The organism is Devosia sp. Micro-HW1, assembly GCF_056341075.1.
Window position 1 is genome coordinate 958912 of the sequence record NZ_CP094375.1, and the last position, 14160, is coordinate 973071.

The window sequence follows — 14160 nt, forward strand, 5'->3', positions numbered from 1 at the left end:
GACCCTACTGGCATGCGCACTTACTGTCACACGGAAAACTTTTTTAGGACAGTAACATGGCTCGTGGCCCCCTGTACGAGCAGGAATATCGCCCACAATTTTCCGGGCACGAAACCTTCCCGCTAAAGTATGGCTGGCTAAAAAAGGCTGTCGATGCCGTTAGGGCCACAGAACCGGGTCAATCGAATCGGTACGTGTTTCTGTCGGACGACGCCATTGGGAACTTTGGCGTTGGAAAGAACATGGTGACGTCTATACGTTACTGGGCGGAGTCTACTGGAATGATTACTCCGGCCGGCACCGAGGGCAGAATAGAATCAACCTCACTAGGCGAATTGATATTTGGCGCGGGCAACCTCGATCCTTTCATGGAGGTAGCGGCGACTTCATGGTTGGCCCATTGGCGCATTTGCGGGCGCCCAAATCGGACAACGTGGTTTTGGGTCTTCAGTTACCTATCTGAGACCGAGTTCGACAGAGATCAGATATGCCGAGCGCTCACGACCCTTGCCAAGGATCGAAATTGGCAGCGAATTTCCGACGCAACAGTCAAGCGTGACGTTGATTGCTTCATCCGCAGTTATTCATCGCGGTCCTCGTCGGCGGGTGCAATGCATGAAGATGAGCTGGAGTCGCCATTAGTTGAACTCGGGCTGATCCGTGCCGTTGGTCGCAAGGATGGATTTCGAATGGCCCGCGGTGCCAAGCCTTCGCTCGGCGCCGGTGTGTTCCTCTACGCGCTGCTCGACTTCTGGGGACGCTATGCCGGTGTCACGGCTTCGCGGAGGAACTCCCTGTCTTTCGAGGCAATCGCCTATGAGCCGGGTTCTCCAGGGCGTGTTTTTCTGCTTGACGAAACTGACCTTGCCGATCGCCTAGCTGAACTCGAGGTTTTCACCAATGGCGCCCTTGTGTGGTCGGAAACTGCCGGACTCAAACAGATTTTGCGGCGCCGTGATATCGGCGAGGCTGATGCTCTCAAGTTTGTTGCGCGGGATTATGCAGACGTCGACGCCGACATGAGGATGGCGTCATGAGCTTGATTGATCGCGTCGCCATCGAGCCGCGCTTTCAGCGCGCGATCCGGATTGACACCGATCTTGGCGTTGCCGAGGCATTGCGAGGGTTCATTTGCCCGCCCTCATCGTTGGCTATCATCCGGTCGATGGCCGAGCATGTCTTCGATACCGGACAGTCGGCCTTCACGTGGACAGGGCCCTATGGCTCGGGGAAATCGAGCCTTGTCGTCGCCCTGAGCGCCCTGATGAACGGCAACGACGCATTGCGGGACGAGGCCGCCGACATCATCGGGCGTGAACTCGCTGCAGAAATCTGGGCCAAGATGCCGCCCAAGAAAAAGGGCTGGCGCATCTTGGGCATGGTCGGCCGCAAAGACAGCCCGGTCGCCATTTTCGGCGATGCAATCGAGCGCGCAGGCCTTGCCGAGGCGAGGGCTTCGTGGACGGAAACGGCGGTGCTCGAGGTGCTGACTGCCGCCGCTGCCGAAAAGTCAGACAAGCATGGCGGTCTTCTGGTTTTTGTCGACGAGATGGGCAAGATGCTCGAGTCTGCCGCCCGCGGTCAGGGCGACGTTCATCTGATCCAGCAGGTGGCCGAGCTCGCCTCCCGTAGCGGCGGGCGGCTGGTCTTCGTTGGCATCCTGCATCAGGCGTTCGACGAATACGCCGCCAAGCTGTCGCGCGACCTGCGTGACGAATGGACCAAGATCCATGGACGCTTCATCGATCTGCCCGTCAATGTCGGCAGCGAAGAGCAGATCGCCATACTGTCGCGGGCCATCAAGGGCGATCCTGAGGATACCGCTCATCTGCCAGCGGCTGCCGCCGTCGCGCGCTCCATGGCCTCGGGTCGTCCTGATGCCGTCGAGGCCATGGCGGATCTCCTCGCATCGTGCTGGCCTTTGCACCCGGCAACCGCCGCCCTGCTTGGTCCGATCTCCCGGCGCCGCTTTGGTCAGAACCAGCGCAGCATCTTTGGCTTTTTGAACTCCGCCGAGCCGCACGGTTTCCGCGAATTCCTGCGCCAGGCGCAGCATGGCACCTTCGCGCCGGATCGTCTGTGGGACTATCTGCGCTTCAATCTCGAACCGGCCATCCTGTCATCACCCGACGGGCACCGCTGGGCCATTGCGGCCGAAGCAATCGATCGCTGCGGGTCGATGGGTGGGGATGATCTGCACCTGCGCCTGCTCAAGACAATTGCCATCATCGATCTGTTCAAGGATCGCTCCGGCCTGTCTGCGTCCGAGGAAGTCGTCGGGACATGCATGCCTGACGCGTCGGCTGATGCCATCAAGGCAGCGCTCGCGGCGCTGTCGAAATGGTCGCTCGTCGTCTTCAAAAAATTCCTGGGGTCGTATGCCGTCTATGCGGGCAGCGACTTCGACATTGAAGCTGCCATCGACGTCGAGATTGCCGAGCATCCGCATCCCGACATGGCTCTGGTGCGCACACTTTCAGGGTTGCAGCCCATCCTATGCAAGCGTCACTACCATCGCACCGGTGCGCTGCGGTGGTTCGACATGGACATCGCTTTGTCGAGCGCGCTCGAAAAGCATCTCGAAACTTATCGTCCGGCCGACGGCACGATCGGGCAATTCGTGCTGGTCGTTCCGGACGGCGGAGAGTCGGTGCAGGCTCTTGGGCGCAAGCTCAAGGAGATCGCGCCAACCGGACGCGATTGGGACACCGTTTTCGGCGTGGCGTCAAATACCGAATACATCCTCAATCTCGCCCGCGAGGTTCAGGCGCTAGGCCGGGTTAGGGCTCACCCCGACCTGCAGGGCGACGCCGTTGCGCGCCGCGAGGTTGCCGCGCGGCTCGCTGGTGCCCAGGGCATGTTCGAAGCCGAGGTCGCCCGGGCCTTCGGTATCGTCACGTGGTACCACGGCAAGCGCGTCCCCGAAATCAAGCCTTTGGGCCATGTCAGCCAGATGGCCTCCGAATATGCCGACCACCGCTTCGTGCAGGCACCCCTGCTCCACAGCGAACTGCTGAACCGCATCAAGCCATCGAGCAATGCCGTTGCCGCACAGAATGCGCTGCTCAAGGCCATGGTGACCGAGGGGCATCGCGATCGCCTCGGGATCGATGGCTTCCCGGCCGAGGGCGGTCTTTACATGTCCATGCTGGCCAAGACGGCGCTGCACGGAAAAACGAGCGACGGCCTTGGCTTTATCGACCCCCGCGGCGGCGAAGATCCTGCAGGCCTCGCGCCTTTATGGACAGCCGCCGAAAAGCATCTCAAGACCAATGCCGGCCGATCCGTGACCCTGGCCGAGATTTACGAGCTCTGGGGCAAGAAGCCCTTCGGCGTCAAACGCGGGGTCATGCCCGTCCTGATCATCGCCTTCATGATGACCCTGCGGTCAACGCTGGCGTTCTATCGCGACAGCATTTTCCAGCCGTCCCTGCGAGACATAGATATCGACTATCTCGTCAAGGACCCATCCCTGCTCCAGATCCGCTGGATGGATCTCAATCAGGATGCACGGGAGCTACTGTCGGGCCTGGCCGACGTTGTGCGTGAACTCGACAGGCATAATTTCCTCGCCGATCTTGAGCCGATCGATGTAGGCCGCGGACTGGTGGCTATCTACGCGCGGCTCTCGCCCTGGACCCAACGAACCCAGCGCCTTTCGTCCAACGCCACAGCGGTCCGAAGCGTCTTCAAGAAGGCCACCGACCCCAACAAGCTGATCTTCAACGACCTGCCTGGCCTGTTCTCGGCCGGCACCACCGGGCACGACGCTGTCATCTCGAATGTGCGAGAGGGGCTCGAAGAGCTGGTAGCGGCCCATCCCGGTATGCTGCACCGATTGCGTTCGGAAATGCTAGCCGAGCTTCAAGTGCCGAACGCATCGCCCAAGGCCATTTCCGACCTGCGGGCCCGGGCCGAGAACATCCGCGACCTGGCCGGCGACTTCAATCTCGAAGCGTTTGTGGGGCGCATTGCGACCTTTCAGGGCAGCGACGAAGATGTGGAGGGGCTCGCGAGCCTAGCCGCCAGTCGACCGATGCGTGATTGGTCTGATGCCGATATCGACCGTGCCGCCGTGGGCCTGGCCTCACTGGCGCAGAAGTTCAATCGCGCCGAGGCCTTCGCCCACGTCAAAGGACGCAAGGACAAGCGTGAAGCCATGGCGCTGGTTGTCAGCGTCGGTGGCAGGCCTGAGCCTGTCTTCGGCGAATTCGATGTCAGCGATGCGGACTCGCCGCTGGTCGATGTCATGGTGGCCGAGCTGGCCAAACAATTCTCCGGCGCGGACCGGAACCTTATTCTTGCAGCGATCACCCGGTTCGGCGCCGGGATCCTGGCGCCGGCAAGCGACGACGAAAAAAGAAAGGCGGCCGTCTGATGGCTCAACGCCATGTTCTGGGGCTTTCGGGCGGACGCGACAGCGCGGCCCTCGCGGTCTACATGCGTCACCACCACCCCGAAATCGAGGTCGAGTACTTCTTCACCGATACCGGCAAGGAACTGCCCGAGGTCTACGAGTATCTCGGCCGGCTCGAGGGTGTGCTGGGCAAGCCGATCCTCAGGCTGAACCCAGATCGCGATTTCGACTTCTGGCTGATGCAGTACAATTCGTTCCTGCCGTCGGCGCAGACGCGCTGGTGCACGCGCATGCTCAAGCTCAGGCCCTTCGAGGACTGGGTGAAGCCGATGCTCAAGGACGGCGACGAAGTGACGTCCTATGTCGCCATCCGGTCCGACGAGGACTACCGGGAGGGCTATAGCTCGAAATCGGCGAACCTCAAGGTACGCCTGCCCTTCCGTGAAGACGGCGTCGACAAGGCCGGGGTCATTGAGCTGCTCGATGCCTCTGGCCTGGGTCTGCCGTCCTACTACGAGTGGCGCTCGCGCAGCGGCTGCACCTTCTGCTTTTTCCAGCAGAAGATCGAATGGGTCCGGCTCATGGAGCGTCACCCGGACGCCTTCGAGGAGGCCAAGTCCTACGAGAAGTCGGCCGTCGAGCATGGATCGCCCTTCACCTGGAGCCAGGGCGAGTCCCTGGAGCAGCTGGCGCGCCCCGAGCGTGTCGAGCAGATCAGGGCCGATCATGCCGTCCGTCTTGAGCGCGCACGCGCCAGGATGCAGCCCAATCCGCTGCGTCCCGACGGCGAGCCATTGGACATCGACGACCTATACGGTCAATCCAAGATGTGTTTGACCTGCCATAAGTAACGATTGCAGGCTCGACTTGGGAGCGTCGAGCGGCTCTAATGAGGCAAAGCACTGCCGCGATTGGGATTTCGGCAGCCTGGAGGGGGCATGAATAATAACGCGTTGGTCGACTTCCTGGCGGCCTACGGGCCGACATCGGACGGCAACAACATGTACGACGAATTCGTCGTTGCCGCGGCTGCCAAGGCGGGGGTCGAGCCGATCTCCATTCCTGAAGCCCGGTCGGCGGAAATCATCGGACTGCTGCGCGGCAACCCGGCGCGCTCCGTGGCGCTCACCGGCACCGCTGGCGATGGCAAGACCTATACCGCCCGCAAAGTGCTTGAAGCCCTCGGTGGCGGCTATGGCGCGCTGCAAGAGATCACGCCGTTCACCGATCCTCAGACCGGGCGGAGCGTGATCTTCGTCAAGGACCTGAGTGAGGTCGGCGCCTCTGAGAAAGCGGCTCTGGTGCCACGCATGATCGCCTCCTTCGCGGCGGCCGATCCAAACGAAGTCTTCGTGCTTTGCGTCAATGACGGGCACCTGCTGCGGTCGTGGGAAGATAACCTTGGCGGCAGCGCCGATGGCCTCGCAATCCTGCAGCTCTTCAGGGAGTTGCTGCGCGACGACAAGGAGGTGCCGCCCGAAGGCTATTCCTTCCGCCTCTTCAACATGTCGCGCACCTCACATGCTTCAACGATCGATGCGATCATCGATCAGATCTGCAACCATGCGCGCTGGACCGATTGCGGTGACGGCTGCGAGATGGCTGGCCGCTGCCCTATTCAGCTCAATCGCGAAATCCTGCTTCGGCATGGCGACGCCACCATGCGGTCCCGGCTCCGGGCGCTGGTCGAGATTTCGGCAGCCGATGAGCGGCACTTATCGATCCGGCAGATCATCATCCTTGTGGTCAACGCGCTGCTCGGCGACGCAAAGAATGTCTACGCGACGCCGCTCCTCAACTGCACGCGGTCCCTGCAGCGGGCCGCGGACGGGGAATACAGCCACACCAATCCCTACAACAACGTCTTCGGCGAGAACCACCCGCCATTCCGTCGGGCGCAGAACACCGCCTTTTCGGCGCTCAACGATTTCGCCATTGGCTTTGAGACCAACAACTATTTCGACGACGCCCTGATGGAGGCCAAGCTCGAGGGTGTCGATCATCCCCAATATGGCAGCGCCAGTTACGCCGGCGTGCGCGCCAACTATCTGGAGAACCCGTCCGAGCATATCGGAGAGCTACGCAGGATCCTGACCGCCCAGCGTCGTCGGGTTTTCTTCGAGTGGCCCGAAGCCAGCGGAGACGCCCGCGAACAAAGTCCCTGGCAACTCTCCGTCCATAGCTATGGCGACCACTACCTCAACATCCTGGTGCCTGAGGATCGGCGGGACAGCGAGAAATTCCGCAAGACCCGTTCCCGCCTGGTCAAGGGGCTTAACCGCGCGCTCACCGGTTCTCTGACCGAAACCAGCGACCGGTTGTGGCTGACCCAGCCGTCCGGCGTCTACAAGGGCGCCGACATTCCCATTCTGGTCGCCGGCCCGATCGGTTGGAGCGGCAAGCCCTACAACCTCAACCTGGCGCCACCGACCAAGCCTGGCCGGCCGCCGATGCTGCAGCTCATTGCTGCCTATCCGCCGGTGGAAACGCTGGCATCCCTGCCCCTCACACCCACGCTCTTTGAGTACCTCATGCGGGTCAGCGATGGGGCCCTGCCGATGAGCTTTTCCAACCAGTGTTTTCAGGATGTGCGCAATTTCCAGATCCGTTGCGTCGGTCGCATTCTTGATCGCGATGGGGATGACAGCTCTAACTTCAAAGCGGTGGACACCGATGGCGAGATGCTCGCCGAACGCTCGATCGGCGCCCTGGAGGACGACATCTGATGCTTGACGCCATCGACGCGGCGGCCAGCGGGCCGATCACCCTCAAGTCTCACCTCGGCGACGACGGAAAAGGTGCAGACACCCTGATGTGGGTGCAGGAGCAGATCTTCGGCCACCGCTATGTGGAAGAGCAGCTACCCTACATGCTGGTGCTCGAAGTGCTGGCCATCTGCCGGGTTCTTCAGATCGGCGATGACGGTCGACCCTATAGCGAGACGCGGATCTTCAACCAGCGCGGCCACACACCGACCGATCACGAAGCGGTCGTGATCCCGATCGTCCGATCGGTGGCCTTGCGGTACATCATCTTCAAGGACACCAGCCTCGAGCTGATCGCGCGCAACGAGCGGATTGCCCCGCAGGATCGATTTGATGCCTGGGTCGAGGCGCTCAACAAGGGCTTTGCCAATGAGGTGCGGGTCGGCGGGGTCAACTTCGCCTACCTCAAGAAGCGGTTCGACGACAGCTTCGAGGATGTCCGCCAGGCGGTCCGGATCATAAGGGGCCTCGAGCTCGATGTGCTCAACAACCGTCGCTACACCTCCAAATTCCTCGCGCCACGCGGGCCGAACCTGATCCTGAATGACGTGGATCTCAAGTTCGTCGCCGACCGCTCGTTCTTCGGCCGCGGTGGCGAGATGATCTATCTCATGCTCAACCGCGCCACTTCGTCTGCCCAGGTGGCCGAAGAGGTTCGCCGGTGCTTTCTCGGCAATGCCGATCCGGCCGAAAAGATCGCGGCTCGCCTCGTCCCCGATTCCGCCGACAGAACGGCGGGTGGTCAGATCGGCTACCTGCCTCTCGATAGCCATCGCTCCTATGATCGCCTTGCCGAGGATTGGACGTCGATCCTGGCCCTGCGCAGCCTGCCACCGCCACAGAAGTTCGAGCCGGTGTTCCGCATGACGGCGTTGAACCTGGTCTGCTATTTCGCCGAGCGGGCGCGTGAGGTCAGTGGGAACGCTGTCGACCCTATCCCGCTCGACATGACCGGCGGCCGCAACGCCAACCTCCGCGACGTCTCGAAGAATTACCTCAACAGGCACCGGCAGGTGATCGAGGATGCCGTTGAGACCCATATCCGCGACAAGATCGAGGGCGTGCAGGGCTGGGTTTCGGCCAAGGCCCATACCGATCGCAAGATCGCGTCGGACATGGCCGTCGAGGCAATCATCAAGACGTTCGATGCCAAGCGCTGGGCCGACAAGGCCGTCCAGTCAGAAGGCGTGAGAGATCCCGACGGCTGGCTCGACAGCTTTATCTCCGCGGCCAAGCGTCGGGATCGCAACAGCGTCTCCTCGATGCTCAAGCCCATGGGGCAGAACGCGGGCTTTGTGGTGGCGCGTCGCAGCGCTGGCACGTGGTTCTCGGCATCCGACGAGTTCCTGGAGGCACTGGTCCTTGCGGTGGTGCGTGGCCCCGTCACGGTCGCCAGCTTCCTCAACGACCTCTACGAACGGTACGGCATTGTCATCGGACCAACCGAGCAGCGCCGGGCTTTTGCCGAGCCGCCGTGTGACGTGTCGGCATTCGAGGAAAATCTGCGCGAGTTCGAAAAGCGCCTCACTGGCCTTGGCTACGTCAAGCGCCTCTCTGACGACTGCGCCTTCGTCTCCAATGTCTACTGCCCAGACGGGAAATCAGCATGAATGCGATCACTGCAAATCCGGCACCCGGCGACCGCTTCGCCGATGAGCGTGCTGACCTGATTGGCCGGGTCATCTGGGGCATGGTTCGACAGGAAGCCGATCGCAAGGCCGGGCGCACGCTGATGCTTCTGGCCGGCCTCAAGTCGGAGCATCTTGCGGCCGTGGCGCGGCACTTCCCAACGATCGAGGGCAAGACGGTGCTGCTGGCCATCGCCCGGGATGTCGATCCTATCCTGGCCCGCACGCTCGACGCCCGGTTTCTGACCGACCGCCCAGGGGTCTCCTACCGCAATTCGGCAGAAGCCGACGTGGTTCTGTTCGCGGTACCTGACGCGCAGCGCGACACGGTGGGTGCCAGTCTGAGCAACGTCACCCGGGTGGACCGGCGCTCGATACAGGACAAGTCCGAACTCTGGCTGGCCGCGATCCTTGAAGGCGCCGGCAACGCGATCAAGGGCGATGAGCATCGCAGCTGGATATCGGCAATGCTTGAGGGCCTCGACGACGCCGACATCACCAAGGACCTCGACCAATACGCCGAATTCGTGCGCAGCTTCATGGCGCTCAAGGAAGAGCCGCTCGACAATCGGCTACGCAAGTCCGCGCCCGCCCTCAAGCTGCCGTTGGCAAGTTTTGACGCCATACCGGCAAAGGGGCAGCCAAGGTCGAAGTTGGCCGCAGATTTCAAGGCGATGTTCCGAAACGCCTACCGGGACCTGTCCGATATCCCATACCTGCTAGACGCCAAATCCACCCGCATGCTGGTGGAGCCGATCCTTCAGTATCTCGCCACCCCGCCGGCGCCGTTCAAGGCCGATGAGGTGGCGATGGCCGATGCGATCCGCGAACTGATCGCTGATCGGAAGCATCTACGGCATGGCGAGTGGCGGCCCAGCCAGAAGCGGTTCTGCGAGACCGTCGAATGGAATGACTTCGGCAAAAACGTCTTCGCCTTCAAGGCGCGCAAGCAGACCCCGTCACTCGTCCAGCGCACCCGGCAGTTCATCGAGCACGAATATCCAAAGCGGCTCGACGAGCCTGCCACTAAGGACTACCTCGAAAAGCTCGAGGCGGGTGACAACACGCCTGAGCAGGACCAGGAATTTTTCAACAACTGGCAGGATCAGATCCGGACGGTCAAGGACAAGAAGCTCTACGAGAGCTGGCGTCGACACCTGTTCACCGACGAGGTGAAGGAGACCGAACTGCTATCACTGATCGTCAAAGGCGTCCGCTCGCTGCTGATCAAGAATGCCGAGGAGGACGTCATCGCCTCCAATGCCGAGATCACCGTCAGGATAAAGAACGGCGAGAAGACCTCGGCCTGGTCCGAGCTCAATCCTCGGCTGGTGAAGCTGTTGCGGCTTGAGGGACGCCTTATCGAAAATGTCCTGGCGCCGCACGTCAAGTTCGACTTCGGCAAGTGGCTTACGGCCAAGGGGGAGGCGCGCAGCCAGTCGGCGGGAGCCAACCAGATCGAGTTCGAGCTCAGTCTCAAGGTGGGTGGTGAGCCCTCCAAGGCGCAGGTGCGCCTGTTCTGGCAGCCGGGCGTGTCCAGCATTGCCCTGGCATGGCCTGAGGACGTCGAAGCCTTCGGCAAAGCCGCGGACAATGGCGCGGTCCGGGTCGTCGCTCATCACTTCGAGCTCAAGCAGGGCGCCGCGGTTGGCGGCATACCGGCCTCACTGGCCGATACCACCAGTTTCGTCGACATTGCCGGTGGAGAGGCCGGGGCAACGGCCAATCCCGCCGAGCATGCAGCGGATCTGGACTTCTTCGGCATGATCCTCAGCAATCTCGACAATGCGGTTGCCAGCCGCACGATCGAGCCAGAGGTGAGGGTCGATATTTCGGCGGCCGTCATGGCTTTCAAGGCGAGCTTCGGCGCCGCCATGACCGCCATCGCCAACGATCCTGGTTCTGTCTACCAAGGCAGCCTGATCGAGGACCAGGCGGCGGCCTTTAGCGAGCTCTGTCGGGTGGCACGCGAGCGGCTGGGCAACAGGACAACCGTGCGGGCATCGCTGCTGCGTCCGATCGTCGAGTTCGGCCTGCTGCCATCCTCCAATAGCCAGGCTGTGATCGTTCCGGCATGGCATCCTTTGCGGCTGCTGGAGCGCAAGGCCAAGGCTGCCGATCTTGCCGAATTCATCACCCTGGCGATCGGCTCGGAAACGACCTCGGTCGACGGCCTCGAGCGCGCCACCGATGTGCAGCGCTCGATCTTCGCTGAATGGTTCTTCCCCAAGATCGTCTCGTTCGATCTCAAGCCCTACGGCACGGTCGAGGACTGCGCCGGCTATAGCCTTGCGGTTCCGGTCGACTCCCGCATTTCGGGTGAGCAGAAGCTCGAGGCCACTGCGGACATAGCCTGCCGCGAGTTCATGCTGGCGTCCGACAAGTTCATCGAGCTCAACCCGCACGAGGAGGGTAATTTCTCGGCCGCGCTCTACAATGCCGACGCGGTCAGCCTTGCCGGCCTTGTCGCCAAGGAGCTCGAAAAACGCATGAGCAAGAAGGGGCATCTCCGCGCCAGCCTGCTCATCACCCACGACAGCTCCGCCCGACTGCGCGAGGTCTATACCAAGCAGAATGCCCGCCTCAGCGGCGAGAACCTCGACGAAGTGACCGAGGGTTTCCTGTCTCGGCTCCGCGTTGGTGTCGGCCGCGGCGATCCGGTCAATCCCGGGCGCCGCTCGAACATCGACGTCGTCTTCCTCCACGACGCCTTCTACAAGCACGCCCGGATGGCGTGGGAATTCGTGGATGGTGTGTCTGAGGACCTGGCGCCTGACGTCGACTTTAGGAACGCCTCCCTGCCCCGCCGCCGCACGGATTCCGACGCGGCCGGCAACATTGCCACCAATGCTATCGAGATATTCATGACGGCGTCGCGTCCACCGCGCGCGGTCGCCCAGTTCACCGATCTCTGCTACGTGGCGGCCGACGACGCCAAGGTGCTGCCGCCGCACAAGCGTGCGGTGCCGATCCAGCGCGTCAACTGGGCCGACCAGGATGTGGGCAACACCATTCGCAAGGCGCATGATCTCGGCGAATGGGTGGTCAGCATCGACACCATGTCCAGCCGGCAGATGCTATCGGCCAACGGCATCAAGGTGATCCGGGATATTCAGCTGCCCGACATCGACATGCGCGTGCTCGTATCTTCCAAGGAGCCCAGCCAGAACCTGCTGCGCCACCTGCAGGAAGACTTTTCCAGCATGCAGGACAGCTACCTTGGATCGCAGGCGGCGCCATTGGCGCAACTGGTGGTCAACACGGTGGTCGAAGTCTGCGGGCAGAAGATCCTGTCTTCGGCGCGCTCACGCACCGCGGCCCGGGAAATCGTCGGCCTGGCGGCGGCCACTGCGATCGTCGATCGCGAAAAGGCAGTCGATGGCAAGAAGCCGATCTGGTTCTCGCTCGACGACAACCGCGCCTTCTTCAACCACAAGGGTAAGCTCGCCGACACTCTAGCCTTGACCATTCGCAATGATGGCGGCCGGTTCGTCGTCTCGATGACGGTGGTGGAGGCCAAGTGCGTCAGCGGCGCTTCGGAGATGCTCGAAGCCAAGTCGAGTCGCGAACAGGTGGTCTCGACCCTCGCGACGCTGGAGACGCACTTCGTCACCCAGGCTGATCTCATGGCCAAGCGCGCCTGGGGCCGGCAGCTGCTCTACCTGATGTCCTTGCGACCCGACTACATCCAGTTCTTCGCCGACAACCGGGAGCTCGAAGAATTCCGCCAGGCCGTCGCCGACGGCAATGTGGAATACGAGGCAGCAGGTCGGTCTGTCGTAGTTGTCCACGACGACGCGTCGTCGGCATCGCTGTCGGTCATTGCGGCCGAAAAGAATGACGCTGTGTGGCAGTATACGGTCCGCCAGCGCTCCTTGTCCGCCCTGCTGCACGCCATGGCGGATCGTGATGGCAATCACCTGCCAGAGCTTCCGCGTCCCGACATGAACGTGGCCGCGTTGCCGAGCCGGGTCGAGGAGGCTGTCATTCCCGAGCCCGCACTTACAGTGCAGGCGGAAAAACTAGAGGATGCCGCCGCGCCGCCGTCGGTGGACAGCGCCTTGCTGGGGTCCGTGGCGCAGGCGTTGTCGACCATCTCGGGAACATCAGCGCAGCCGGCAGCCGAGGTTGCGGTGGCGCAGCCGGCGACCGAGCCAGCCCACAATCCCGGACTGCCGGCTGCGCTCGAGGCCGTCATGCGTCGCGTGTCCGAAAGCAAGGGTGTCGGCGAGGTCAAGGAGGCGGAAGAGCGATTCGCCGCCGATACCGCGCGGAACCTGCAGGCGGCCCTGACCGAATTCAACATAGTTGCCCAGCTTGCCCAGCCGAACACGATCTCGACGCCCAATGGCGTTCTGGTGAACTTTGTCGGGCATTCGACGCTGACGGTGCCTAAGCTCAATGGCAAGCTCACCGAGCTGAGGACGACATTTGGCCTCGATGTCACCGACATCCGAGCGGGTCTCGGCAAGATTTCCCTGTTCGTCGCCGCCCAGGATCGGCGCATCGTCGACATGGCCCGGGTGTGGCTTGAGGCGAAATGGCCGGAAAGTTCGCCGGACAGCACCTCGAACTTTCTGCTCGGCTTGCGTGAGGATACGGGTGAGCCGCTCTGGCTCAACCTGCGCGGCAACTATGGCCGCAATAGTGAGCATGGGCCACACACCCTGATCGCGGGTGAGACAGGGTCTGGCAAGGGCGTGCTGATGCAAAGCCTCCTGCTTCAGATGATCGCGCTGAACTCTCCAGAGAAGCTCAAGATCTACCTGATCGACCCCAAGTTCGGCGTCGACTTCCCATGGATCGAGAATGCGCCGCACATGGCGCGAGACATAGTCACCGATCAGGAAGAGGCCAAGATGGTGCTCGACCTGGTCGTGCACGAGATGGATCGGCGTTACGAGCTCATCAAGGAAAAGCGGGTTCCAAAAATCTCCGAATACAACAGCCTGGTCCCGACCGAGGAGCAGCTGCCCTACATCTTCGTCATCCACGACGAAATGGCGGACTGGATGGCGAGCAGCGACGAATACCGCAAGGTCATCCAGCAAAACGTCACGCGGCTGGCCGCCAAGGCGCGTGCCTGTGGCATCCATGTGATTATGATCACCCAGCGCGCAGCCCAGGAAGCGATCCCGCCAGGCATTCGTGACAACCTGACCAATCGCCTGGTGCTCAAGGTCGCTGGCGAAGCGGGGTCGATGCTGGCCCTGGGCACCAAGGGGGCCGAGAGGCTACTGGGCAAAGGGCACTTAGCAGCTCGATTGGGCGGCGATAAACCTACCGGCGAGGAGTATTTCGTTGCTCAAGTTCCCTTTGCCTCGACTGAAGAGCTTCAGCTCTATGCGGATGCGATCTTGTCGAAACCCTATCGGAATGAAGCATAGAAGGTGTCGTTAGCGCGTGAACC

Annotated in this window: 6 protein-coding genes; all 6 read left to right on the top strand. The window is 62.0% G+C overall.

Going from position 1 to position 14160, the window contains the following annotated elements:
• Window positions 1-56 precede the first annotated feature (56 nt).
• The 6 genes from MQW79_RS04365 to MQW79_RS04390 all read left to right on the top strand — a co-directional run bounded on the left by MQW79_RS04365 (window position 57) and on the right by MQW79_RS04390 (window position 14137).
• Window positions 57-1037 carry a DUF4007 family protein gene (locus tag MQW79_RS04365; RefSeq protein WP_476587038.1) on the top strand — a complete coding sequence of 327 codons (981 nt, stop codon included), beginning with the start codon at window positions 57-59 and terminating at the stop codon, window positions 1035-1037.
• The gene (locus MQW79_RS04370; protein WP_476587039.1) at window positions 1034-4378 is read left to right on the top strand and encodes an ATP-binding protein; all 3345 of its coding nucleotides are present in this window, start codon (window positions 1034-1036) and stop codon (window positions 4376-4378) included. The genes MQW79_RS04365 and MQW79_RS04370 overlap by 4 nt, the downstream gene beginning before the upstream one ends.
• The gene (locus MQW79_RS04375; protein ID WP_476587040.1) at window positions 4378-5208 is read left to right on the top strand and encodes a phosphoadenosine phosphosulfate reductase domain-containing protein; all 831 of its coding nucleotides are present in this window, start codon (window positions 4378-4380) and stop codon (window positions 5206-5208) included. The genes MQW79_RS04370 and MQW79_RS04375 overlap by 1 nt, the downstream gene beginning before the upstream one ends.
• An 87-nt stretch (window positions 5209-5295) precedes the next feature.
• Window positions 5296-7083, top strand: a complete 1788-nt coding sequence (locus MQW79_RS04380; RefSeq protein ID WP_476587042.1) for a hypothetical protein — start codon at window positions 5296-5298, stop codon at window positions 7081-7083.
• Window positions 7083-8732: a methylation-associated defense system protein MAD7 family protein gene (locus tag MQW79_RS04385; protein ID WP_476587044.1), complete on the top strand. Its 1650-nt coding sequence runs from the start codon at window positions 7083-7085 to the stop codon at window positions 8730-8732. The genes MQW79_RS04380 and MQW79_RS04385 overlap by 1 nt, the downstream gene beginning before the upstream one ends.
• Complete coding sequence (locus MQW79_RS04390) at window positions 8729-14137, top strand: FtsK/SpoIIIE domain-containing protein (RefSeq protein ID WP_476587046.1); 5409 nt, start codon at window positions 8729-8731, stop codon at window positions 14135-14137. The genes MQW79_RS04385 and MQW79_RS04390 overlap by 4 nt, the downstream gene beginning before the upstream one ends.
• Window positions 14138-14160 lie beyond the last annotated feature (23 nt).

Coding starts and splice junctions, on each gene's coding strand:
- MQW79_RS04365 (WP_476587038.1), top strand. CDS start 57: ATGGCTCGTGGCCCCCTGTACGAGCAGGAATATCGCCCACAATTTTCC.
- MQW79_RS04370 (WP_476587039.1), top strand. CDS start 1,034: ATGAGCTTGATTGATCGCGTCGCCATCGAGCCGCGCTTTCAGCGCGCG.
- MQW79_RS04375 (WP_476587040.1), top strand. CDS start 4,378: ATGGCTCAACGCCATGTTCTGGGGCTTTCGGGCGGACGCGACAGCGCG.
- MQW79_RS04380 (WP_476587042.1), top strand. CDS start 5,296: ATGAATAATAACGCGTTGGTCGACTTCCTGGCGGCCTACGGGCCGACA.
- MQW79_RS04385 (WP_476587044.1), top strand. CDS start 7,083: ATGCTTGACGCCATCGACGCGGCGGCCAGCGGGCCGATCACCCTCAAG.
- MQW79_RS04390 (WP_476587046.1), top strand. CDS start 8,729: ATGAATGCGATCACTGCAAATCCGGCACCCGGCGACCGCTTCGCCGAT.